General features: G+C 49.7%; 23 protein-coding genes and 1 tRNA gene. 8 read left to right on the top strand and 16 right to left on the bottom strand.

All coding sequences use genetic code 11. From position 1 onward, the window contains the following. The first annotated feature begins 187 nt into the window (after positions 1-187). Positions 188-1180: an AraC family transcriptional regulator gene (locus BW972_RS04525; protein ID WP_007653023.1), complete on the top strand. Its 993-nt coding sequence runs from the start codon at positions 188-190 to the stop codon at positions 1178-1180. A 241-nt stretch (positions 1181-1421) separates the two neighbouring features. On the opposite strand, the gene BW972_RS04530 is transcribed toward BW972_RS04525, so the two are convergent. The 4 genes from BW972_RS04530 to BW972_RS04545 form a co-directional block, all read right to left on the bottom strand. Beyond that, positions 1422-2156, bottom strand: coding sequence for a proline and serine-rich protein 1 family protein (locus BW972_RS04530; RefSeq protein ID WP_007653025.1), 735 nt, complete (start codon positions 2154-2156; stop codon positions 1422-1424). Between the two features lie 156 nt (positions 2157-2312). Further along, positions 2313-3008, bottom strand: coding sequence for a hypothetical protein (locus BW972_RS04535; protein ID WP_076421282.1), 696 nt, complete (start codon positions 3006-3008; stop codon positions 2313-2315). 10 nt (positions 3009-3018) lie between these two features. After that, complete coding sequence (locus BW972_RS04540) at positions 3019-3705, bottom strand: outer membrane beta-barrel protein (protein WP_007653030.1); 687 nt, start codon at positions 3703-3705, stop codon at positions 3019-3021. Positions 3706-3880: 175 nt separating this feature from the next. Next, positions 3881-5050, bottom strand: coding sequence for an AIR synthase related protein (locus BW972_RS04545; protein WP_076421283.1), 1170 nt, complete (start codon positions 5048-5050; stop codon positions 3881-3883). A 222-nt stretch (positions 5051-5272) separates the two neighbouring features. Between BW972_RS04545 and BW972_RS04550 the strand changes: the two genes are divergently transcribed. Both BW972_RS04550 and BW972_RS04555 read left to right on the top strand, forming a co-directional pair. Continuing rightward, positions 5273-5818 (top strand): hypothetical protein, encoded by a 546-nt coding sequence (locus tag BW972_RS04550; RefSeq protein ID WP_076421284.1) that lies wholly within the window; start codon positions 5273-5275, stop codon positions 5816-5818. Positions 5819-5887: 69 nt separating this feature from the next. Next, positions 5888-6430 carry an outer membrane beta-barrel protein gene (locus BW972_RS04555; protein ID WP_076421285.1) on the top strand — a complete coding sequence of 181 codons (543 nt, stop codon included), beginning with the start codon at positions 5888-5890 and terminating at the stop codon, positions 6428-6430. Positions 6431-6522: 92 nt separating this feature from the next. Here the strand turns inward: BW972_RS04555 and BW972_RS04560 are convergent, their stop codons facing one another. The 4 genes from BW972_RS04560 to BW972_RS04575 form a co-directional block, all read right to left on the bottom strand. Continuing rightward, positions 6523-8472 (bottom strand): CHU_0125 family OmpA-like outer membrane integrity protein, encoded by a 1950-nt coding sequence (locus BW972_RS04560; RefSeq protein WP_076421286.1) that lies wholly within the window; start codon positions 8470-8472, stop codon positions 6523-6525. A gap of 25 nt (positions 8473-8497) precedes the next feature. After that, a complete protein-coding gene (locus BW972_RS04565) occupies positions 8498-8980 on the bottom strand; it encodes a hypothetical protein (protein WP_076421287.1) in 483 nt (160 codons plus the stop codon). A gap of 160 nt (positions 8981-9140) precedes the next feature. Further along, the gene (locus BW972_RS04570; protein WP_040573484.1) at positions 9141-9959 is read right to left on the bottom strand and encodes a (Fe-S)-binding protein; all 819 of its coding nucleotides are present in this window, start codon (positions 9957-9959) and stop codon (positions 9141-9143) included. Between the two features lie 156 nt (positions 9960-10115). Next, positions 10116-11489 carry a 4Fe-4S dicluster domain-containing protein gene (locus tag BW972_RS04575; protein ID WP_007653040.1) on the bottom strand — a complete coding sequence of 458 codons (1374 nt, stop codon included), beginning with the start codon at positions 11487-11489 and terminating at the stop codon, positions 10116-10118. Between the two features lie 168 nt (positions 11490-11657). On the opposite strand from BW972_RS04575, the gene BW972_RS04580 reads away from it, so the two are divergent. Together BW972_RS04580 and BW972_RS04585 are read left to right on the top strand one after the other, a co-directional pair. Next, positions 11658-11733 (top strand) — tRNA-Phe (locus BW972_RS04580). A gap of 279 nt (positions 11734-12012) precedes the next feature. Then, positions 12013-12519, top strand: a complete 507-nt coding sequence (locus BW972_RS04585) for a TlpA family protein disulfide reductase (protein WP_007653042.1) — start codon at positions 12013-12015, stop codon at positions 12517-12519. Here the strand turns inward: BW972_RS04585 and BW972_RS04590 are convergent. Then, positions 12516-13613, bottom strand: coding sequence for a tetratricopeptide repeat protein (locus BW972_RS04590; RefSeq protein WP_040573485.1), 1098 nt, complete (start codon positions 13611-13613; stop codon positions 12516-12518). The two genes, BW972_RS04585 and BW972_RS04590, sit on opposite strands and share 4 nt — an antisense overlap. Before the next feature lie 152 nt (positions 13614-13765). On the opposite strand from BW972_RS04590, the gene BW972_RS04595 reads away from it, so the two are divergent. The 3 genes from BW972_RS04595 to BW972_RS04605 are packed head-to-tail and all read left to right on the top strand — an operon-like array spanning position 13766 to position 15514. Continuing rightward, a complete protein-coding gene (locus BW972_RS04595) occupies positions 13766-14140 on the top strand; it encodes a phage holin family protein (RefSeq protein WP_007653047.1) in 375 nt (124 codons plus the stop codon). Further along, positions 14137-14772 (top strand): hypothetical protein, encoded by a 636-nt coding sequence (locus BW972_RS04600; protein WP_007655838.1) that lies wholly within the window; start codon positions 14137-14139, stop codon positions 14770-14772. The genes BW972_RS04595 and BW972_RS04600 overlap by 4 nt, the downstream gene beginning before the upstream one ends. Beyond that, positions 14750-15514 (top strand): phosphoglycerol geranylgeranyltransferase, encoded by a 765-nt coding sequence (locus BW972_RS04605; RefSeq protein ID WP_007655840.1) that lies wholly within the window; start codon positions 14750-14752, stop codon positions 15512-15514. The genes BW972_RS04600 and BW972_RS04605 overlap by 23 nt, the downstream gene beginning before the upstream one ends. Here BW972_RS04605 and BW972_RS04610 read toward each other — a convergent pair. From BW972_RS04610 to panC, 7 genes are all read right to left on the bottom strand, one after another. Beyond that, the gene (locus BW972_RS04610; protein ID WP_076421288.1) at positions 15497-16420 is read right to left on the bottom strand and encodes an AraC family transcriptional regulator; all 924 of its coding nucleotides are present in this window, start codon (positions 16418-16420) and stop codon (positions 15497-15499) included. The two genes, BW972_RS04605 and BW972_RS04610, sit on opposite strands and share 18 nt — an antisense overlap. A 158-nt stretch (positions 16421-16578) precedes the next feature. Further along, positions 16579-17718 (bottom strand): acyl-CoA dehydrogenase, encoded by a 1140-nt coding sequence (locus tag BW972_RS04615; protein WP_076421289.1) that lies wholly within the window; start codon positions 17716-17718, stop codon positions 16579-16581. A 191-nt stretch (positions 17719-17909) separates the two neighbouring features. Further along, entirely contained in the window at positions 17910-18587 is a 678-nt protein-coding gene (locus BW972_RS04620) for a zinc metallopeptidase (RefSeq protein WP_007655427.1), read from the bottom strand. A 15-nt stretch (positions 18588-18602) separates the two neighbouring features. Further along, entirely contained in the window at positions 18603-19091 is a 489-nt protein-coding gene (gene rfaE2 / locus BW972_RS04625; protein ID WP_076421290.1) for a D-glycero-beta-D-manno-heptose 1-phosphate adenylyltransferase, read from the bottom strand. Further along, positions 19075-20118, bottom strand: a complete 1044-nt coding sequence (locus BW972_RS04630; protein WP_076421291.1) for a lysylphosphatidylglycerol synthase transmembrane domain-containing protein — start codon at positions 20116-20118, stop codon at positions 19075-19077. The genes rfaE2 and BW972_RS04630 overlap by 17 nt, the downstream gene beginning before the upstream one ends. Positions 20119-20127: 9 nt before the next feature. Further along, positions 20128-20475 carry an aspartate 1-decarboxylase gene (gene panD, locus BW972_RS04635; protein ID WP_007655433.1) on the bottom strand — a complete coding sequence of 116 codons (348 nt, stop codon included), beginning with the start codon at positions 20473-20475 and terminating at the stop codon, positions 20128-20130. 97 nt (positions 20476-20572) lie between these two features. Further along, positions 20573-21427 (bottom strand): pantoate--beta-alanine ligase, encoded by an 855-nt coding sequence (gene panC, locus BW972_RS04640; protein ID WP_076421292.1) that lies wholly within the window; start codon positions 21425-21427, stop codon positions 20573-20575. Positions 21428-21441 lie beyond the last annotated feature (14 nt).

Genomic DNA, 21441 nt, shown 5'->3' on the forward strand with positions numbered 1-21441 from the left:
TGTGCTGAGGTTAACGTTTTGATACAGGCTCTGCGAAAGATCTCTTCCTTTCCTCCGGTTCAGCCGTAATATTTTGTTTTTTACTATTTAGAAATAGTCTAAATAAACTTAACTTGCGCAAAAGTATAACCTCCCGAGCACTTTCGCTTACAAGTGGGGGAATTCTTATATCATATAAGGGAAAATTATGGAGCAAGATTTAAGCACTTCCGGACCTGAGCACGCGGCTTACTATCATGCCCTATTTAGTGGTGCCGATGATACTCTGATAGAAAAGGAGCAGGCTTTCTCTAATAGAAGCTGTTGCGAAGGGAACGGCCAGCTTCGTGAATTTTACTTTGAGGATATCTATTTCGGCTACACCCAATGCGAGCTGAAAGGTATAAAGGTACTCACCTATCAAAACTGCCAGGACTTTGTACAGATGCACTTTTCGCTGCGCTGCCGCTGTGCCGTTACTTCCCTGAACGACAACAGGATCTTTGCCCGCTTTGATCATCAGCAGCACAACCTGCTTTACTTCGGTGACAGGTCTGTGCAGAAAAAGATAGCACCGGAAGAGGAGCTAGAGGTCATTATTATTAACCTCTCCAAAGTATTCCTGCTGCGTTACCTCAAAGACAGTTCACCTGCCGCACTTCAGCTGCGCGAATGCCTCACAGCCCTCAGCCCCGGAAAACTCTGCCAGACCAATCTCTCTATTACTCCCAGAGTAAGAACACTGCTTTATGAATTGATCAACTGCCCTTATGCTGGCCACTATAAACGCATGTTTTTAGAAGCGAAAGTTGTAGAACTCCTGATGCTGCAATTGGAGCAGTGTGATCAGGTGGGCACTACTCCGGTACAATTGAAAATGAAGGACGCGGATGTAGAAAAGATGTACCATGCCCGCGACATCCTGCTACAGAACCTGGAGAACCCACACTCGCTGGTAGAGCTGGCGCACTTGGTGGGCACTAACGAGTATTACCTCAAAAAGCACTTCAAGCAGGTGTTTGGCACTACTGTATTCGGTTACCTGAATGACTATAGAATGGAGCAGGCGAAGCAGCTGATCTTGCAAGGCGATCTTAAGATTGGGGATATTGCGACTATGCTGGGGTATAAATATGCTGCGCACTTCACATCGGCTTTCAAGAAGCACTTCGGTTATCTGCCACAGCAGCTCAAAAGCTAATCTGGCTTTGGCTATACCTGCCATTATGAAAACCCCTCTGAAAGCTTCGCTCGCAAACTCGCGTTTTCGTTTGTCCTCAAGTTAAGAATCTCTGCTATACATTCAGTAAGTGTGTCACTTGTTTTGCCCTAGCTGTACCTTAACAGAAAAAGAGCAGCGCAGGCATTGCCCACACTGCTCTCACAACACGCATAAACTTTAAACTCTCTAACTCTTAAAATCGCTAACTCCTAAACTTGCTTCACCTTCTCCGGCTGGTATACTCCTCCAGTTCCCGCACGTGGTGATCGAACTTGAAGATGTCGTAGATATAGTAGAAACGCTCTTTGTCGCACACATTATCATAGGCGAACTTAGCAAACTCCAGACGGGTGCTCTCAAACTCAAAAGCTAACAGCACATTGCGCAGGTCCTCTGACAGGATGCTGCCGTTACGCACGGCCTCGCGGGCGATGGTGAGGCGGGTGCTCTCGAAGTCACGGCCTTTCATGGCGTCAATGAGGCGGTCCACGTCGTATCGATCTAAGAGGTTGCGGCAGGCGTTGGCAGGCTCTTCGTAGCGTGGTGGTGCGGGCTCGTAACGTGGGGGCACGGGCTCATACCTGTCGGGGTAGCGCGGCGGCGGCACTACTACCACTGGCGGCGGACCCAAAGGTATTTCGCTGATCACGCGCAGACTCACCTTTCTACCGGATACCCGCACGGCATAATTCGTTTCGAAGCCAGCACGGGCCAGCACATTTATACCTGTCCTGTAAATGCCATGGCGGCCTCTGATCCGAAACTCCACATAATGGTTTCCGGGCCGCAGGTGCGTGATGCGCACAAAGTTAGAGGCCGAGCGGTTGATCAGGCGTCCATCCAGCGCCATCTGGAAAGGCTCGCCCCGGTGGGTGGTAAAAGTCACGACAGTGGGTTGTGCGAAAGCCGGCAGCGCCAACAGCACAAACAGAAGCGGAAGTAGAAGCTTTTTCATGGCAGTATAGGTTTTAGCTCATACTTCAGCCAAGCCAATTATTGTGCCAGTTTGTGGAACTAAAGTGGGGTAGGGTTTGTCTGCGGGGGATGCTTTGATTACAGGTATAGGTATAATAGTGCTATACCTGTGGTTTTTATTAGGAACCTGCCTCAGCTACAACTGATAGTTTACCCCAAAAGCAAATGATTTGAAAAGCCGGCGGCCCCAGGGAGAATAAGCGTCCCAGTCATAATCAAAGGAGTTGTCGCCAATCAGGTTTCTTTTAAATAGGAACAGCTCTGTGTAACCACTGAAGCGTTTGCTGATCTTGTAGTTAACACCTAGCCCCGCCATTAGGAAAATGTTTACACCTGTGTCCTGCATGTGTTCTGTCGTTGGCACACCATGCAGGATCTCAGTTACACTCCCATCTGTCTGCCCATAAGCCGTAAGAGTGGAAACTGTACCATAGAAAGGTATGCGGGTGTGGCGCCTAAATAAATCTACCTGTATGGTAACAGGCACCGCCAGCACACGGGTACGTGTATTTTCTCGAATCTGCAAGGTATCGTCGTCACGATGATTAAGCGACCAATACATCTCACTTTTACTGCCTCCATAAGCTATACCACTTTGCAGCCTTACCGTACTGCTCGCCTTATAACCCACATTCAGAAAAACAGGCGTGAAGTAGCCGGTCGAACCATACTGTACTGTAGGATTCTTGTAATAAATGTGGTAGGTGATGGTGGTTAAACCTATGCCTGCGTACAATTTGCTTTCGCGCACATTGGCTGTGTCCCCTTCACTGGCTACGGCCGGGAAGTAAAGGATCAGGTAGACCGCTAATAAAGTGAAGTGTGTTTTCATCAGGAGTTAATTATCTTTCCATACCAAGCTTATAGTTTACACCCATCTCAAATGACTTGGTAATACTCCTCAAGCCATACCCTTGGTCCCAATCATAATGTGAGGAGTTCATGCCAGACAGGTTCTTCTTGTAAAAGAAGTAAGACATATTCCCGTATAGCCTGTTGCTGATCTGGTAGTTAAAGCCCGCTCCCGCCATGGCGAACACATTAAGACCACCTTCTTTAGCAGTATGCGAATCGGTGCCATTTGCTCCGTTATGAGTCGTCTGCAGACTGGTGAAGCCATAGGCCGGCACAACCGAGACAGTACCATAGATCGGCAGTTTCTTGTAAAGGTTAAGAAAGGTATGGTACAAGGAAAGCGAGCTTACCAGGGCAACAGTTTTGGAGTTATGCTTGTACTCGACATCCTGTATTTGCTCCGTCAGCTTATCCCTATCGCCACCTAATCCGATACCAAACCTTAGGCTTGCTCTGTCAGAAAGTTGGTATCCACTATTTATAGAAATGGGGGTGAAATAACCTGACCGGACAGATCCTTGCGTTTTGCCTTCTTTGTAATAGATGTGGTAGGAGACTGTCTGCAGGTTAAGCCCTATCGTGAATTTTCCTTTCTCAATGTACGAAGGTTCTTGCTGCGCGAAAGCTGAAAAACAACACGACAAAGGCAATAGTAGGGTTAAGTATGTTTTCATATAGGTATAGCACAAGAATTGCATCCTTAATATATAACTATATTTTGAACGAATTATAACCATCTAAAATTTTATTATAAAATATCAGAAGATACGTCGAACGTTTCAACCCTCTAAAAACAAAATAACCACAGGCGCTATACCTGTGGTTTTCCTTTAAAACTAATCCGGGCTTTTACCCTTCGTAGTAAAACTCCCCCTTATCACTCTTAATTGTCAGTTCGTTGCGTTCGCTGGCTTCTACACGACCGATGATTTGCGCGTCCACGTTGAAGGACTTCGAGATGTCGATCAGGCTTTGGGCATACTGCTCCGGCAGGTAGATCTCAAGGCGGTGGCCCATGTTGAAGACCTTGTACATCTCTTTCCAGTCGGTGTGGCTCTGCTCCTGTATGATGCGGAACAGCGGCGGCACCGGGAAAAGGTTGTCTTTGATGATATGTACCTTTTCAGTGAAGTGCAGCACTTTGGTCTGGGCACCGCCGCTGCAGTGCACCATGCCATGTATGTGCGGACGGTGCTGCTCCAGAATGGCCTTCACGATAGGCGCATAGGTACGGGTTGGCGAAAGCACCAGTTTGCCCACTTCCATACCTGTTTCCGGCTCCACATCGGTCAGGCGGTAGTTGCCGGAGTACACCAGGTCTTTTGGTAGTTCGGGGTCGTAGCTCTCCGGGTAAGAGGCCGAAAGGTAAGAATGGAACACATCGTGGCGTGCAGAGGTGAGGCCGTTGCTGCCCATACCGCCGTTGTACTCAGTTTCGTAGGTGGCTTGTCCATGCGAGGCAAAACCCACAATCACGTCACCAGCTTGTATGGTATCGTTAGAAATCACTTCGTCGCGTCGCATGCGGGCGGTTACGGTGCTGTCCACAATGATGGTGCGCACCAGGTCGCCTACGTCGGCTGTCTCACCACCAGTGCTGTAAATGCCGATGCCGTTGTCGCGAAGCATCTGCAGTACTTCTTCGGTACCGTTGATGATGGCGCCGATCACCTCGCCAGGTATAAGATTCTTATTGCGGCCGATGGTAGAAGAGAGCAGGATGTTATCCGTAGCGCCCACGCACAGCAGATCGTCGGTGTTCATCACTACAGCGTCTTGCGCTATACCTTTCCATACGCTCAGGTCACCAGTCTCTTTCCAGTACATGTAGGCCAGCGACGACTTCGTACCTGCCCCGTCGGCGTGCATGATAGCACAGTACTCCGGGTCACCGGTGAGGATATCAGGGATGATCTTGCAGAATGCTTTCGGGAAAAGCCCTTTGTCGATGTTCTTGATGGCGTTGTGTACGTCTTCCTTTGAGGCGGACACGCCACGGCGGAGGTATCTATTTTCCATAGTGCTTGGTCTTACTAGCTCTACAAATTTAAGAAAGGCCTTTGTATATACGGCAAAAACAAGTCTTTAAAAAGGCAGAAGCGGCAAAATACTGGGGTGCGAAGCTCCCTTCTAATCTACACGCAATAGGTATTGGCTATCACCCAGGAGAAAAAACAGCGCCTATACCTTGCAACCATCTCAGAATATATTGGCTCCTCTATATAAACAAACTTAAAGCTCATGAAGAAGAAACTGTTGATTTTATGCTTCAGCCTGTGCCTTGCTGGTGCAGCACAGGCACAGGACTCGTTGCAGGTAAAGCCGCAGGTGTCGGCGCCTTACAAACTTGCAGTTGGTATGCGTTACGCAACCGGACCGCAAGGAGCTGATTTAGGCATCACGGCCAAATATTTTATTGGAAAACAGTCTGCCTGGGAAGCTTATTCCGATCTGAATCCTGAGTCTCGCTACTTTCTGGCCTCACTCAGCTATATCTGGCAGCCTAAACTCGCTACTTCAGACCGCGTACGGCCTTATGCAGGTGTAGGCGTTGGTTTGCTCAAAACCAATAACCCGTCGCCTGCCCACTTTGACGGGCCTGCCTCTTATACTAACCCCGTAGGCATTGCTTCTTTCGGATTTGAATATTCTTTAAAGAAAATCCCTTTAGCCATTTCGCTCGACTACCGATCGACCTTTATGCGCTATGGCCGTGCAACGCCTCGCTATGTCGACCTCATCAGATCCAGTAATGCAGGTATAGGGCTGAAATATACCTTCCGCTAGGTACAGCCCTATGCCTATCTGTATCCTTAACTTTTAGATTTAACAGCTCAGAAAATTAACCCTTTATTTATGATCAGGAAAACATTGCTTACTCTATTCGGTGCTTGCACCATCCTGGCTACTCAGGCGCAGGATATGTCCGATGCAAAGCCACAAGCCTCAGCACCGTATAAGGCAGCTGTCGGACTTCGCTATACTGTAGCAGGCTCAGGTTACACAGACCTTGGCATAACAGCGAAATACTTTGTGACCGAACAATCGGCCTTGGAAGCTTATGTCATGATACCTTCTAACTCAAGTGACTTCCTGGCTTCCCTTAGCTATGTTTGGCAACCAAAGTTGTCTTTCTCAGAACGCTTTAGACCCTATGCAGGCGTGGGAGTTGGCGTACTGCGTCATACAAGCATACGATACCCCATGGATGGAAAAACCTATACCAGCCCCGTAGCATTTGGAACGGTTGGTGTAGAGTACCAATTTAAAAAGCTGCCGTTGGCCCTTTCGGTAGATTACCGCACACCACTTTTTACTACCGGAGTGAATGCACCACATTACAACAACAGGAGTCAGATCAGCAACATCGGGGTCGGCCTTAAGTATACTTTCCGCTAAGGTATACCCCAGGTCTAAAACAGCATCGGCGGCTACAGTGCAAGACTATAGCCGCCGATTTTTTTATGCTTAAAGGTATAGCGCTATACCTGTTACTCCTGAATGCGAACCACCTTGAACTCGGTGCGGCGGTTGCGCTGGTGCTCTTCCTCGGTCTTGGCATTGCGCACCACCGGGCGACTCTCGCCGTAGCCTCTGGCCGTAATGCGCGACTTGTCTATACCTTTTGAGATGATGTAATTTACGGCTGACTGCGCACGTCGCTGTGACAGGTCTTGGTTATACACATCAACGCCACGGGAGTCGGTATGCGAGCTTAGCTCAATGGAAATCTGCGGATTATCCACCAGTATCTGCACCAGCTTGTCGAGTTCTTCGGCTGCGTCTGGCCTGATGTCGGCTTTGTCGAAGTCGTAGAAGATGTTCTCGAGCACAATCGCTTTCTCTTTCACGATCTCGGTCAGGAGCAGGTCAGCGGTGAGGCGCACCTCGTTTACTTCGTTTGGCAACTGATTTTGTGGTGGCATTTTGCCCACAGTGCTCACTCGCTGGCGCGCAGCAAAGAAACCAGCTTTTTCGGATAGCAGTGAATAAGTAGAAGCACTGTCGAGCGCAAAGGTGAATTTGCCTTCTTCATCAGCGGTAGTTTCGGCTATTTTCTGTCCACGGTTATCCTGCAGCACCACCGGTATGTTAGGCACTACGGTTTGCTGCTTGTCTTTGTCGCGACGCTGGTACACCGTACCGTCCACGAAGAAATTCACCAGCTTGCGTGCCGATCGGGCAATCGCGTAGATATCGTCGCCTCCCTTGCCGCCTTCGCGGTTAGAGGAGATATACCCTTTGAAAGCATCCTGGAAGAAAATACCGAAATCGTCGCCGCTGGAGTTAACCGGCACCCCCATGTTCACGGGCTTGCCTTCTTCAATCTTAAAGACATCGAGCCCGCCCAAGCCTGGCAAACCGTCGGATGCAATGTATAGAGTGCCATCAGGTGCCACATGCACATAGCTTTCGTTACCTGGCGTGTTGATATCCGGTCCGAGGTTTTCGGGTGCCGAGAAACGTCCGTTGTCGTCTATAGTCGTTTTGTAGATGTCGTTGCCACCCAAGCCACCGCGGCGGTCAGAGGAGAAGTAAAGTGTTCTGCCGTCAGGAGAGAAAGCCGGAGAAGAATCCCAGGCCCGCGGATCGCTGATGTTCAGCAGCTTTGGCTCTGTCCAAGCGTTGGAGCGGTAAAAAGAGATGAACAAATCCACGTTGCGGCGGCCTTTCTTAGTACCTTCGTTGCCTCGGGCAAATACCATCGTGTTGCCTTCGTCAGCAAAGGTTGCCAGCGCCTCGTGCAGGTCATCAGTGTTTATACCTTCCAGTTTGCGCACGGCAGCTCCCAGGTTGGCCGAGTCGGCATCCAACGTGGTGGCATACAGGTTCAGGAAACCTTCGCCGTTGCCCAGGTAGGTCTTGCCCGGTCCGCGTGTAGACGAGAAGATCAGTTCGTTGCCGCGCACAAAAGGAGCAAAGTCGGAGCCTTCGGTATTCAGCGCCTCCAGGTTGTAGATCTCGAAGCCCGTGTTCTTTTTCAGGATGCCGCTCAGCTGGCTTAAAGTCTCTACTTCGCGCAAAGCCAGCGTCTTAAGTTCCTGCTTGCTACCAATGCGGGCGTAATCCTGCATCTGACCCAAGGCGGCTTCGTACTTGCCATTGGCCTTTAGGGCCATGCCGTAGTAGAAGAATCCCTCCTCTTTGCGGTAGTTGTTATCGAGTGCGGCTTTGTAATAAGTCTCGGCCTCTGCTAGTCGGTTAGACAAGCGATAGGATTCCGCAATGCGGTAATTGATCTCGCCGGTGTTGTTTGCCCCCTTAAGTGCCTGCTTGTAGTATTCGATGGCCCGCTCATACTGCTCTTCTCCGAAGCGCTTGTCGGCCTTGCTGAGGTACATGCCCGCCCCACAGGAGCTAAGCACCACTGCCAGCAACAAAACAGCTGCTGTAAACTTCAGGTAATGGGCCACTGACTTGGTCGATAGCGTCTGCTGCATGGGGGTAGGTTTTGAATTAGCGGATCTAAAAATACCTGGAAAGCCAACTCTGCTGCGCCGGTCGAGGCCAGGCATCCTGCAACTCTCCATAATTATTTACCAATGTATCAAAATATAAGGTCTGCCCGTCTATTTCGCCAGCGGCCACTTTATTTTTTAATTCGTTCATACCCACCACCTGCACTTCTCCGTCTTTCAAAAAAGCTAATCGGGTACGGTCGAAAAACGAAACCCCTAAGCGCTGCTCCAGTTCCCTCACAAAAGCCACCGACTTGTCTATAGAGCAACCACTGGCAGAGGTAACGGTCTCGTTGTTGGCCAGCACCAAAAAGCGGTTGTGCAACAAGCTAGCCGACGCCTGCAGCCCCTTGCCATGACTGCTCCAGTCAGTAGCAAAACGCTCCAGCATTGGTTTTATTTCTTCCTGCTCAGCCTCTGTCAAAGCCCTGTCAGCCTGGTAGATCCAGAGCCGAGCCTGCGGTGGCAATTGGTCAAAAGGAATGTACATTTTTTCTTATTGATTGTTAATTGTTGATTGTTGTTTTTGAAGCTTTGCTCATTGATGATGTCGTACCTGAAAAGCTGCATCTGTCCTCACTTATAAAAGCAGGTATAGCTGAATCCATTCCCGATCAAACAATCATCAATTAACAATCAACAATCAGGTATTACTTACTAAGACCTTCAGCTTGAGCGATCAGCTCGGCGATGTCAAAAACTTTTACGCTTTCTTCCTGTTCCTTGTTCTTCACACCGTCGCTCATCATCACCATGCAGAACGGGCAGGCTGTCGCGATTACGCCACTGCCGCTACCCAGTGTAGCCAGGGCCTCTTCCGTACGTTCAATGTTGATGTCTTTGTTACCTGGCTCCGGCTCTTTGAACATCTGGGCACCGCCGGCACCACAGCAAAGTCCGTTGGCGCGGCTGCGCTTCATCTCTACCAGGTCAGCATCCAGTGCGGCCAGTACGTCGCGCGGTGCTTCGTAAATGTCGTTGGCGCGGCCCAGGTAGCAGGAGTCATGGAACGTGATGCGCTTGCCTTTGAAAGCCTCGCCACCCTGTACCTTCACTTTGCCTTCGTTAATGAGCTGCTGCAGGAACGTGGAATGGTGGATCACCTCGTAGTTACCGCCTAGGTCTGGGTATTCGTTTTTCAGCGTGTTGAAGCAGTGCGGGCAGGCCGTTACGATCTTCTTCACATTGTAAGCGTTGAGCACCTCGATGTTGGTAATAGCCTGCATCTGGAACAGGAACTCATTACCGGCACGTTTGGCTGGTTCGCCTGTACAGCTTTCTTCTGTACCTAATACGGCATATTTTACGCCTACGTGCTCCAAAATCTGCACAAAGGAACGGGTTACACGCTTGTAACGGTCGTCGAACGAACCGGCACAGCCAACCCAGAACAGCACTTCCGGTTCTTCACCATTCGCTGCCATTTCTGCCATAGTTGGCACTTTAACTAATCTTTTATTCTCTTCCATCTGGTAGGTTATGAATTGTTGATTGATGATTGTTGATTTTACACTTCCACAGGTTTTGCTATACCTTATCAAAGGCCTTGAGCTTTTCCCAAGTCAAGCGTCACAATCAATCATAACAGTCAACATATAAGCAATTAACAATAAGCAATCAGCAATTTAATTCTTCGAAGGTACATATATGTCCTCGGCCCAGTTGAAGCGGTCGGACGGTGAGAAGGCCCATGGGGCACCGTTGTTTTCGATGTTGGTGAACATGGCGTTAACAGAAGCGGGCGCAGCCGACTCCTCCAGCACCAGGTAGCGGCGCAGGTCCATGATCGTAGACAGCTGGTCGATGTTCACCGGGCAGGACTCCACGCAGGCGTTGCAGGTAGTACAAGCCCAGAGTTCCTCTGGTGTGATGTAGCCACGCAGCAAGGTTTTCTCGTCTGTAGTTTCAACACGTTCAACCCCCAATTCTTTGTAGTGGTTCGGGGCGAAGATGGCCGGATGCTCGCCTTTCTCCTCCATGCGGTCGCGGGTATCCATCACGATCTTGCGTGGCGAAAGCAGCTTGCCTGTAATATTAGCCGGGCACACAGAGGTACAGCGGCCGCACTCCGTACAGGTATAGGAGTCCATCAGCTGTTTCCAGGTCAGGTCTTCCACATCCTTCGCACCGAAGCGCTGCACGATCGGATTACCTTCTGCGTCCATTTCCGGCGCCGGCGGCTGGTAGCTTGGATCCAGCATGGCTTTGATCTCGTGCGTAATAGCCGGGTTCGTCGTGAACTTACCTTTTGGCAGAAGCTTCGAGTAATACACGTTCGGGAAAGCCATGATGATGTGGAAGTGCTTCGAACTCGGCAGGTAGTTCATAAAGGCCAGAATACCGATGATGTGGAACCACCAGCCTACACGCTCTATGATGTGCAGGCTGGTCGGGTTGTCGCCAAAGATATTTACGAACATCTGGCTGACCGGGTAGCTGCCTGCCACTTCGCCGCCTTCCATCTGTACCAGCTTCAAACCAGCGATGTTGAAGGCAAACAAGGCAAACATCAGCACGATCTCGGTAATCAGGATAAAGTTCGCATCCAGCTTTGGCCAGGCGCGCATTTCTACGCCACTTGCCAGGCGCGGCACCTTCGTCACGTTACGCCTCCAGAGGAAGATCACGCAGGCGATGATTACCAGCGCAGCCAGTATTTCATTAATGAACATCAAGGCGCTGTAAACCGGTCCAAGGAAAGCCAGTACGCGGTGCGTGGCAAATACCCCATCGATCAGGATCTCGATCACCTCGATGTTGATCACCAGAAAGCCTACATACACGAACAGATGCAGCACGGCCGGTAGCATGCGCTTGAACATCTTCTGCTGTCCGAAGGCAACCAGCAAAGTTTTGTTGATGCGCTCCGATGGGTTATCCGTCAGATCGACGTCACGGCCCATCAGAATGTTCTTGCGAATCTTGCGGATCTGCCACACAAACAGGCCAATGCCCAGGCCTGCTACAATCAGGAAGATAATGTTCTCGAGTTGAATCACGGTGAATTATTCGTTATACATACCAATTCGTAGATAAAGATAGCAGAATAGTGAGAATAAACGTATACAAGGCCACTTTTTTAAAATATTTTTGCCTGAAAGTTTGCGTCTTCGATTTTGGTTACTACTTTTGCATACCCTTTCGGAAGAGGGGGTCACAATGGAGCTGGTGATGTAGCTCAGTTGGTAGAGCAATGGACTGAAAATCCATGTGTCGTTGGTTCGATTCCAATCATCACCACCAGCTTAAACCCTTACCCTAACCGGTAAGGGTTTTTTGTTTTTATACCCTTCTCCTTTCTGCTGCCCTACTATACTTTATAATAAGCCGCTGGTTGTCTAAATTGTTTTCGGGCTGTAATTCTTCCCGCATTTTAGTACCTTAGCTGTTACAACACTTATTGCCATCATGAAAAGAATTTTCTGGAGCGCCATTTTTGCGGGCATGGCTGCCGGTATCGGTACTGTGCTTGCATTGGCTCTTATCTATATGTTTTTCATCCAAAACATACAGTTTTAGCATATGACCCGACGAAAAATATTCTGGACTGCTTATGCCGTTGGTTTTGCCGTAGCGGGTGTTATTGCAGTGTTTGCCTTTTACATGCTCAATCAAACGGTACCGCAGCGTGTGAACTGGCAGGCACTTCAGCTTACAAGCCTGCAGGGCGAGCCTATCTCCATCGACAAGTATAAAGGAAGAGTGGTTGTGCTGAATGTGTGGGCTACCTGGTGCAAGCCCTGCATCGAAGAGATGCCCGCCATGGATCGCCTGCAACAGTTACACCCTGACAAGATAGCCGTCGTAACGATATCGGACGAGGAGTTGGAGAAAATCCTGAAATTCAGAAGCCGCCAGCCCTATAGCTTCACTTACCTCAAAGCCAATACCCCACTTGCTAACCAGCAACTGACAGTATACCCTACTACTTATGTGCTGAACCCGAGCGGCGAAGTAAAAGAGATTTATCTGGGTGGTCAGGCCTGGGACAGTGAAAGGATGCAGAAGCGCTTGCTCAAATACTTTTAGCGACAGTTAGCCCGCAGTTCCAGTACCGCCGCCGAGTAACCCAGGCGGTAAGCTTCTCTAAAGTGAGCACAGGCAGAATCAGGCTGTGCCTGCTCGAGCTCAGTGCGGCCAAGCAGGTAATACACCCGCCCATTGGCATTATCAGCCTGCAGCACCTGGCGGTAGTCTGCCTCCGAGGCGGCATATTCGCCTGTTTTGTAATACCCGAAGCCCCGGAAGGTCAACGCATTTGCCCAGGACTCACCTTTGGATGTATGTCGCAGAAAGCTGGTAAAGTCGGCTATGGCGGGCTCAAACTTCTGCAGGTAAAACAAGCGCACTTCTCCCCTGTCTAACTGCGCGGTGTGTAATGTGCTGTCAAGCGTGAGCGCTATACCAAAATCCCTTTCGGCCTCCTGGTACTTCTCCAGCTTGGCCAGGCACTTGCCCCGCAACATAAACACTTCTCCAGAAGGACTGTCCTGCAATGCGATCACCTGATTCAGATCCTCCACAGCCGAGCGGTAATTCTCATACACATTCATCGAGATGCTTGCTCTTGTCAGGTAGGCGTCTGAATGCTTTGGGCGGAAATAGATTGCATCCGTGAGCAGGCTATGTGCGCTACTGTACTTGCCGTGTTCAATGTAGCTGAGTGCGGTCTTATACCTGTCTTCGCCTGTGATGTAGTCCATGGTAGACTTCAGCAGCACGCTGAACACGAACATGAAAGCGAAAAAACCGAGTGTGATGTACAGGTCCTTGCGCACAAAGCGGCGACCTTCGCGGCGAGGTATATTTTGGTAGTGACGCTCTGAAACCGGGGCCGGTGGCCGGGTTTGCCGGTAGCGGGGATTATGGTGCGGCTGATGCTGCCGTATGGCCTGTCGCTGTTCGCGCAGGTACTGCAGACGCAAATCATAGCGCACGCGCTTTTGGGGATCGGACAGGGTCTGATAAGCCGCGTTAACGACCTTGAACAATTCCTCCGCTCGTGCGTCGCCCGGGTTACGGTCAGGATGATACTTCAATGCCAGCCGCTTGTAAGCCAGCTTGATCTCCTGCGCCGAGGCCGTAGGACTCACGCCTAATGTGCTATATAGGTTATGCTCCAAAGAGACTAATGTAACAAAAAAGTGATACTTAAGTTAAGTAAACACGGACAAGATACAGCAAATTCCGTACTACAACTTTAACTGGTTATATCTTCCGCAAATTTTTTAATCTAATAGCGTATACAGAAAAAGCACTAAAAAAGCTGGGCACTATGAATGACAACGGCACAAGAGAGAAAAGTAATAACCTCATTGATAACTTAATGGGGTATATTGATACCCGCATAGACATTATACGTCTGGAAATACAGGAAAAGCTAAAAGCTGCTTTTGTAAGTGCGGTACATGGTGCCTTGTTGGCCTTTTTTGGCCTGATGAGCTTCCTTTTTGTTAGCATCTTTCTGGGCCTTCTGCTCAACCACCTCCTTGACAGCTCTTTCTGGGGCTTCGGCATTATCGCACTATTCTATGTGATTGTGCTGGTGGTGCTGCTTGTTGGTCTCGACAAGAAAGTGTTTCAAGGCATGGCTGACAAAGCCTTTGATAATACGATATACAAAACAGACAAAAGAGAGAAACAAGTATGAGCGAAACTAACAACCCCCTGTTCGATAACGAGCGTGAACTTCTGGAGCGTCAAAAAGAAGAATACAAAAACGCGCTCATGGGTGATGTGGATCAGATAAAGACACAGGGCCAGCAGATGGGCAAAAAAGTCGCCATTGCAGGCGGTGTGCTGGTAGCAGGGCTCCTGCTGAAGAGCATGTTCAGCGGCGGTAAAAAAAAAATTAAAAAACTGAAGAACAAAAAGGCTCTAAAGAGTTCAAAGTCCAAGAGCAAGGAGACGGATGCGCTTGGCTTCAACAAGTATGCGCACGACCAGGAGGATAGCTACACCGCAAGAAATGCGAATATGGCAGGGTACAATTCCTTTGTACATGAGCAAGAGGACGACTATACCTTGTCATCAGAACGCATGCCACATACCCCGCAGCAACAAACCGGCGTATCTAAAAGCTTTGTAAACTCTGAACTGATGCAGGTAATCAGTCAGCAGCTCATGGCCTTACTCCTTGTATACCTTACTAAAAAGGTAGAGGAATACTTAAGCACTGTTTCTAAAAATAACGATATTGCAGCAGCACCCATTGAGGTGACTGAAGTAGAAACGATTGCTTATACCATTCCAGAAGAGGATGCCATTCAACAACCTTTGTAACAGACAGCAGCATGAGCCAGGCAGAAAGCACTTCGCCCTCCTGATCGACCCCGATAACCTGGACGAAGCTTCCTGCCTGAACCTGCTCTCTCTTAGTGAAACCCACCAGGTAGATTTTTTCTTTGTCGGCGGCAGCCTCATCACCACTGATAACCAGGCCGCCATCATCAAACTTATCAAAGAGAACAGCACTATACCTGTCATTCTCTTCCCAAGCAACAGCCTGCACATTGACAAGCAAGCTGACGGCATTTTGCTACTGTCCCTTATCTCTGGCCGCAATCCTGACTTCCTGATCGGCCAGCATGTGCTTTCGGCTCCTATTCTCAAAGCCAGTGAACTGCAGGTATACCCTACCGGCTACATGCTCGTAGACACCGGCCGCCAAACCACTGCGTCTTACATGAGTGGCACCACGCCTATACCTTATGACAAGCCCGCGATTGCCGCCTGCACTGCCATGGCCGGCGAGCTGCTGGGCCTGCGCTACATCTACCTCGACGGAGGCAGCGGCGCTATGCAGCCCATCAGCGCAGACATGATCAAGGCGGTACGACAGTCGGTGGAGGTTCCCATCATAGTGGGAGGAGGCATCAATACGGCGGCCAAGGCAAGAGCAGCACTGGAGGCTGGCGCCGACGTCATTGTGGTAGGTAACCACATAGAAAAAAACCCCGGCTTTCTGGCCGAGGTTTCTCACACTATTGCTTCTTATAATCTTGCCTTAGATGTTCATCGCTGATTCGCGACGACGCATCTTACCGGCAGGTATACCAAACATCATCTTGAAGCGACGGCAGAAGTAAGCTGTATCTTTGTAGCCCACATCCTTACCGATTTCGCGGATGCTCTTCTTCGTAGTGCGAAGCAGGAACACAGCACGCTCCATGCGCTGGTATTCGATATAATCCTGAGGGTTAATGCCTGTCAGCATCTTGAAATACTGGCCTACATAATCCTCCGATACGTTGGCCACGTTAGAAAGCACTTTGTTAGACAAGTCGCCGCCCAGGTTCTCTTTGATGTAATTGAACAGGTCAATGAGGCGAGGGTCTTTGAAGTAGGTGCTGTTCGTAGCCAGCTGCTCCACAAACATTTTGTTGCGCAGGATGTGACGCACGATCTCTACCACGATGTTCTCGGTGTAGATGCTGATCAGACGCTCCTTGCCTGGCAAATCCTGCATGCTTTCTTCCACTACCTTGATCACCAGGTTAGCCAGCTTGTTGTTCCCTGAGATCAGGAAGGCAGGCAGGTCAAGTGATGCAAAGAAGTTAACTGAATCGAACACTTTCGCTTCGAAGCTCACATAGCTGTGGCTCTCTTCCGCGTCGCCGATCAGGTCGAGGTCGTTGTTGCTCTTAAAGAACTTCTCTCTGTTGGTGATCAGGTCATCGTTTGTGATGGATCTGCCATCGCCGGAACCATAGGTTACCTTTGTGCTACGTCCACCCGGTATAAAGAGCAGTTCGCCCTCTTCTACCATCTGTTCCTCCTCACCAAAGAAAATTGTACCTTTATGAAGCAGAATCAGGTTGTTGCCTACGTCGTAGTAGTTGCGTACCGAGAACGGCTGCTGCAACACCAGATTTTTCGCTTTAATGAACCGCACCCCAAGCGACTCAATAATCTTATTGTAATCTTCCATGTGTGTTACCAACTAACTTTTATACTATAAACCCTTTTATTTTGTCCTAAAGCTAGGCTAATCTTTATAAAATTCAAAATATTTTAAATATTTAATTTTAATTCAATAAACCCTATCCTTAGCCTAAATAACACAATAACAAAGGTTTAAGTGCCAAATTACTTTAACAATTCTCTTGAAATTACTATTTTCTGAATCTCAGAAGTGCCTTCGTAGATTTGTGTGATTTTGGCATCGCGCATCAAACGCTCTACATGGTACTCTTTCACGAAACCGTAACCGCCGTGTACTTGCACTGCTTCTACTGTTGTGTCCATGGCCACTTTAGAAGCGAAAAGCTTCGCCATTGCACCGGACATGCCGTAATCCTGGTGCGTGTCTTTGTGGTAAGCGGCCTTCAGACAAAGCATGCGGGCAGCTTCGATGTTCGTAGCCATGTCAGCCAGCTTGAACTGGATTGCCTGGTGCTTCGCAATCTCCACACCAAATGCCTTACGCTCCTTAGAGTACTTCACCGCCAGCTCGTATGCGCCAGAGGCTATACCTAACGCCTGTGCAGCTATACCTATACGGCCACCTGCCAGTGTAGACATCGCGAACTTGAAGCCGAAGCCATCTTCACCGATGCGGTTCTCCTTAGGTACTTTTACGTCAGTGAACATCAAAGAGTGTGTATCAGAGCCACGGATACCCAGCTTGTTCTCTTTCGGGCCAATCTGGAAACCTTCCATGCCACGCTCTACAATAAATGCGTTGATACCGCGGTGCTTCTTCTCTGGATCTGTCTGGGCAATCACCAGGTATACGGAGGCTGTGCTACCGTTTGTGATCCAGTTTTTAGTGCCATTCAGCAGGTAATAGTCGCCTTTGTCTTCGGCGGTGGTGCGCTGTGACGTAGCATCAGAACCAGCCTCCGGCTCAGAAAGGCAGAACGCGCCGATGATCTCGCCAGTAGCAAGCTTGGTCAGGTATTTCTGCTTTTGCTCCTCAGAGCCGTATTTCTCAAGGCCCCAGCATACAAGTGAGTTGTTCACCGACATTACTACAGAAGCAGAAGCGTCTACTTTAGAGATCTCTTCCATGGCCAACACATAAGAGATGGTATCCATACCACCACCGTTGTACTTCGGATCTACCATCATACCCAGGAAGCCAAGCTCTCCCATTTTTTTAATCTGCTCAGCCGGAAACTTCTGGTGCTCATCGCGCTCAATTACACCGGGCAGTAACTCTGTTTGTGCAAACTCACGGGCGGCAGCCTGCACTGCCAAATGTTCTTCAGTTAATTGAAAATTCATGCTTTTATATATAAAAGGACTGTAATTAATGGATTATAGTACAAAACTATGAAATTTGGTAATATTTGTATAACCCTCCTAACTAATATTTGTTAGGCAGTAGATAAATTCAGTGCAATAAAACAGAAACGCCATCCGCTCTGAAAGAACGGATGGCGCTTTAACTGATTTAGATTTGCATCATGATCGGCTTAGTCCCGACGGCCCATAAGCAGTGACACATAGTAGAGCAGTGTAGCCAACGAGCCCAGTGCTGCGACTACATAAGTCATAGCAGCCCACTTCAACGCGTCTTTTGACATGGCCAGCTCCTGCTGCGTTACAATATTGTTGGAGCTGATCCAGGCCAGCGCCCTCTTACTCGCATCAAACTCAACAGGCAGTGTTACAAAACTGAAAATGGTGGTCAGGCCAAACAGCGCCACACCAATCGCCAACGGCACAGGAGTAGTCTGCAGCATGAAAATACCGATCAGGATAATCCACTGCATGTAGCGTGAGGCGATGCTCAGCGCCGGCACCATGGCCGAGCGGAACTTCAGGAAGCTATACGCTCTGGCGTGCTGCACGGCATGGCCGCATTCGTGCGCTGCTACCGCGGCGGCTGCCGCACTGCGTGCCTCGTACACGTACTCACTCAGGTTCACGGTCTTGTCAGCCGGGTTGTAGTGGTCCGTCAAGCGGCCAGCCACCGAAATCACTTTCACATCGTGTATGCCGTTATCGGCCAGCATCATCTCGGCAATCTCACGGCCGGTATAGCCAGATTGCAACGGAATTTCGGAGTACTTCTTAAACTTACTCTTCAGTCTCCAGCTTACCCACATGCTGAGGCCCATGAAGAGAATAACTATCACATATATTCCCATTGGTCTGTTTTAACTTTATGAATTTTGTTGGTTTTCTATTTTTCTAACAATGTTAGTGGTGGAGTAGCCTTTCACGAGCGGCACGGTTTTCACCTCGCCTCCACGTGCTGTAACGACATCCTGCCCCACAATATTTTCGATGGTATAATCGTCGCCCTTCACCAGTATATCCGGCTGCAAAGCCTTGATCAGTTCGAGCGGTGTATTTTCATCGAAGAATACTACGGCATCCACAAACAAAAGGGATGCCATGACGCGCGCACGTGACATTTCGTCCTGAAGTGGGCGGCTTGGACCTTTTATACGGCTTATTGACGCATCTGTGTTAAGGCCTAGCACCAATTTATCGCCAAGTTGTCGTGCTTTTTCGAGGTAGTCTACGTGGCCGAGGTGCAGGATATCAAAGCAGCCGTTGGTAAAAACGATCTGCTGCCCCTCACTGCGCCATGCCTGCACAAGCTCCTGCAGGTCAGGTAAGGATAGGATTTTATCTTTCGAATTCATGTATAGGTGGGTTTGCCTGCGTGTGCTCTTCCACTGCGGCAGGCTTATGCAACATTCCTGCTATAAAACTAAGCACTCCCATGGCAACTACCAAAAGCGTTTGCGAAGTATGAGCTACCAGGGCGTAGGCCATACCTGCTTCTTTGGGTATACCGTAGAGCAGTAGCACAGTCTGCACTAGCAGGTGGTATACCCCTACCCCGCCCTGCACCGGCGCCGCCATACCTAAAGTACCGATCACGAGCACCGACAGGCCAGCTACTGGCGTCAGGCCGGATGTGGCAGGTATAGCATAGAACACCACAAGGCTCATGCCATAGTACATGGCCCATACAAACAGGGTATGCCCCCAGAAGGCGGCCTGGTTTTCAATTTTAGTAATGCTGAATACGCCCTGCAGCATCCCGCGCACGAAGGTCACCGCTCTTTTGAAAAAGGTGTTCTGACGCAGCTTGTTCAGGTATAGCAACCCCAGCACCAAAAACACAGCGCCAACTACCATCAACAGTACAACCAGCAGGTATAGCGACCCGAAGCTTTGCTCTAGGCTGGCGTACTTATCTGTAAAAAGACTGAAAAGAAAATCGCGGAGGCGGTTTACCTCCAGCATAAAGGTGAGCCCCAGAAACAGGAGCAGCATGACCATGTCGATGATGCGCTCCGCGATGACTGTGCCAAAGGCTGTATTGACAGGGATGCCATTGCTGCGACGGAGCATGCTGCAGCGCACCACCTCTCCCATGCGGGGCAACACAAGGTTGGCCAGGTAGCCCACCATCATGGCATTGTAGGTATTTTTAAAAGAGGGGGTATAGCCTGTCGGCCGTATTTGCATGTGCCAGCGGTATGCCCGGCTCAGGTAAGCTGCGATGCCCATCAGTACTGACAGCACCAGCCAGCCATAACTGATATTCTGTAACTCTGTCCATAGTTTTTCGAAGTCAAGCTCTTTGAGGGCATACCACATCAGAAATGCAGAAAGCCCCAGAAGCAGGCTGTACTTCAGTAAAGAGAGCAGTTTTCTCATGCAATGGCGTTACACCAGTCGGTTGTGCTGATCCGGGAAAACGAGCGTCGGCTGGTGGTTCTTGGCGTCTTCGAACTTGATGGAGCAGTAAGAGATCACGATCACGATGTCACCAACCTGCACTTTGCGTGCAGCCGGACCGTTCAGACATACCGTGCCGGTACCACGCTCACCCTTGATCACATAAGTCTCGAAGCGTTCACCGTTGTTGATGTTGACGATCTGTACTTTCTCATTCTCCACCACGTTGGCGGCATCCATCAGGTCTTCATCAATGGTGATGCTTCCCACATAGTGCAACTCAGCCTGCGTAACCCGGCAACGGTGAATTTTGGATTTTAAAACCTCAATATACATGGTTTATTTTTGTAATAGGCCGCAAAGTTATGCAATTAGCTGCAGATAAACTACCAGCGTTTCAGCATCTTCTTAAGCCTTTACATAACCAAACAAATCAGCCTTCCTTTAGATTCACGAGCATGTTATCGATCAGGCGCACCTCGCCCACAAAAGCAGCTATGCAAAGCGCCACTTCTTCTTGTCCGCTTATGTCCTGAAGCGGCTGCAGGGTAAGACTGTCCACTATTTCGAAGTACTCCAGCTCGAGCTCTTCTACCTGCTGCAGCTTTTGTGCTACCTCGCTCCTGATGGCTGCTACCGGCTTCTGCTTCAGATCGGCTGCGGCCAATTGCAGTGCTTTGTAAAGCTGCGGTGCCTGCTGCCGTTGCGCATCGCTCAGGCGCTTGTTGCGTGAGGACATAGCCAACCCATCGGCTTCGCGCACGGTCGGATAGCACACCAGCTCCAGGTCAAAGCTCAGGGCCCGCACCAGCTGACGCACTATAGCCACCTGCTGCAAATCCTTTTGCCCAAAATAAGCCTTGTGCGGCTGCACGATATGGAAAAGTTTGCTCACCACAGTTGCCACTCCGTTGAAGTGTCCCGGGCGATGCGCGCCCTCCATCACCGCTTCGAGCTCACCGAAACTAAACTGCAGCACAGACTGTTGTGGATATATCTCCTCCGCACTCGGAGCAAACAGGTAGTCGCAGCCAACGCTTTGCAGCAGGCTGATGTCCTGCTCGAGTGTGCGGGGGTATAGCTTATAATCAGAGGCGTTATTGAATTGAGTCGGATTCACAAACACACTACAGATCGTCACGTCATTCTCGCGGGCCGAGGCGCGCAAGAGCTGCAGGTGCCCTTCGTGCAGGGCGCCCATGGTAGGCACAAAACCAATGCGCTTGCCGCCGCAACGCAGCGCCGTCACAATGGCCCTGAGGGCTGACACCTGCTCTATAACTTCCATATTAATAGGTATAA

This window comes from Pontibacter lucknowensis, assembly GCF_900156415.1.
Taxonomy (GTDB): Bacteria; Bacteroidota; Bacteroidia; order Cytophagales; family Hymenobacteraceae; genus Pontibacter; species Pontibacter lucknowensis.

What these genes read in the sequence shown, in the direction of transcription:
- BW972_RS04525 (WP_007653023.1), top strand. Translation starts at nt 188, where the DNA reads ATGGAGCAAGATTTAAGCACTTCCGGACCTGAGCACGCGGCTTACTAT.
- BW972_RS04530 (WP_007653025.1), bottom strand. Translation starts at nt 2,156, where the DNA reads ATGAAAAAGCTTCTACTTCCGCTTCTGTTTGTGCTGTTGGCGCTGCCG.
- BW972_RS04535 (WP_076421282.1), bottom strand. Translation starts at nt 3,008, where the DNA reads ATGAAAACACACTTCACTTTATTAGCGGTCTACCTGATCCTTTACTTC.
- BW972_RS04540 (WP_007653030.1), bottom strand. Translation starts at nt 3,705, where the DNA reads ATGAAAACATACTTAACCCTACTATTGCCTTTGTCGTGTTGTTTTTCA.
- BW972_RS04545 (WP_076421283.1), bottom strand. Translation starts at nt 5,050, where the DNA reads ATGGAAAATAGATACCTCCGCCGTGGCGTGTCCGCCTCAAAGGAAGAC.
- BW972_RS04550 (WP_076421284.1), top strand. Translation starts at nt 5,273, where the DNA reads ATGAAGAAGAAACTGTTGATTTTATGCTTCAGCCTGTGCCTTGCTGGT.
- BW972_RS04555 (WP_076421285.1), top strand. Translation starts at nt 5,888, where the DNA reads ATGATCAGGAAAACATTGCTTACTCTATTCGGTGCTTGCACCATCCTG.
- BW972_RS04560 (WP_076421286.1), bottom strand. Translation starts at nt 8,472, where the DNA reads ATGCAGCAGACGCTATCGACCAAGTCAGTGGCCCATTACCTGAAGTTT.
- BW972_RS04565 (WP_076421287.1), bottom strand. Translation starts at nt 8,980, where the DNA reads ATGTACATTCCTTTTGACCAATTGCCACCGCAGGCTCGGCTCTGGATC.
- BW972_RS04570 (WP_040573484.1), bottom strand. Translation starts at nt 9,959, where the DNA reads ATGGAAGAGAATAAAAGATTAGTTAAAGTGCCAACTATGGCAGAAATG.
- BW972_RS04585 (WP_007653042.1), top strand. Translation starts at nt 12,013, where the DNA reads ATGACCCGACGAAAAATATTCTGGACTGCTTATGCCGTTGGTTTTGCC.
- BW972_RS04595 (WP_007653047.1), top strand. Translation starts at nt 13,766, where the DNA reads ATGAATGACAACGGCACAAGAGAGAAAAGTAATAACCTCATTGATAAC.
- BW972_RS04600 (WP_007655838.1), top strand. Translation starts at nt 14,137, where the DNA reads ATGAGCGAAACTAACAACCCCCTGTTCGATAACGAGCGTGAACTTCTG.
- BW972_RS04605 (WP_007655840.1), top strand. Translation starts at nt 14,750, where the DNA reads ATGCCATTCAACAACCTTTGTAACAGACAGCAGCATGAGCCAGGCAGA.
- BW972_RS04610 (WP_076421288.1), bottom strand. Translation starts at nt 16,420, where the DNA reads ATGGAAGATTACAATAAGATTATTGAGTCGCTTGGGGTGCGGTTCATT.
- BW972_RS04615 (WP_076421289.1), bottom strand. Translation starts at nt 17,718, where the DNA reads ATGAATTTTCAATTAACTGAAGAACATTTGGCAGTGCAGGCTGCCGCC.
- BW972_RS04620 (WP_007655427.1), bottom strand. Translation starts at nt 18,587, where the DNA reads ATGGGAATATATGTGATAGTTATTCTCTTCATGGGCCTCAGCATGTGG.
- rfaE2 (WP_076421290.1), bottom strand. Translation starts at nt 19,091, where the DNA reads ATGAATTCGAAAGATAAAATCCTATCCTTACCTGACCTGCAGGAGCTT.
- BW972_RS04630 (WP_076421291.1), bottom strand. Translation starts at nt 20,118, where the DNA reads ATGAGAAAACTGCTCTCTTTACTGAAGTACAGCCTGCTTCTGGGGCTT.
- panD (WP_007655433.1), bottom strand. Translation starts at nt 20,475, where the DNA reads ATGTATATTGAGGTTTTAAAATCCAAAATTCACCGTTGCCGGGTTACG.
- panC (WP_076421292.1), bottom strand. Translation starts at nt 21,427, where the DNA reads ATGGAAGTTATAGAGCAGGTGTCAGCCCTCAGGGCCATTGTGACGGCG.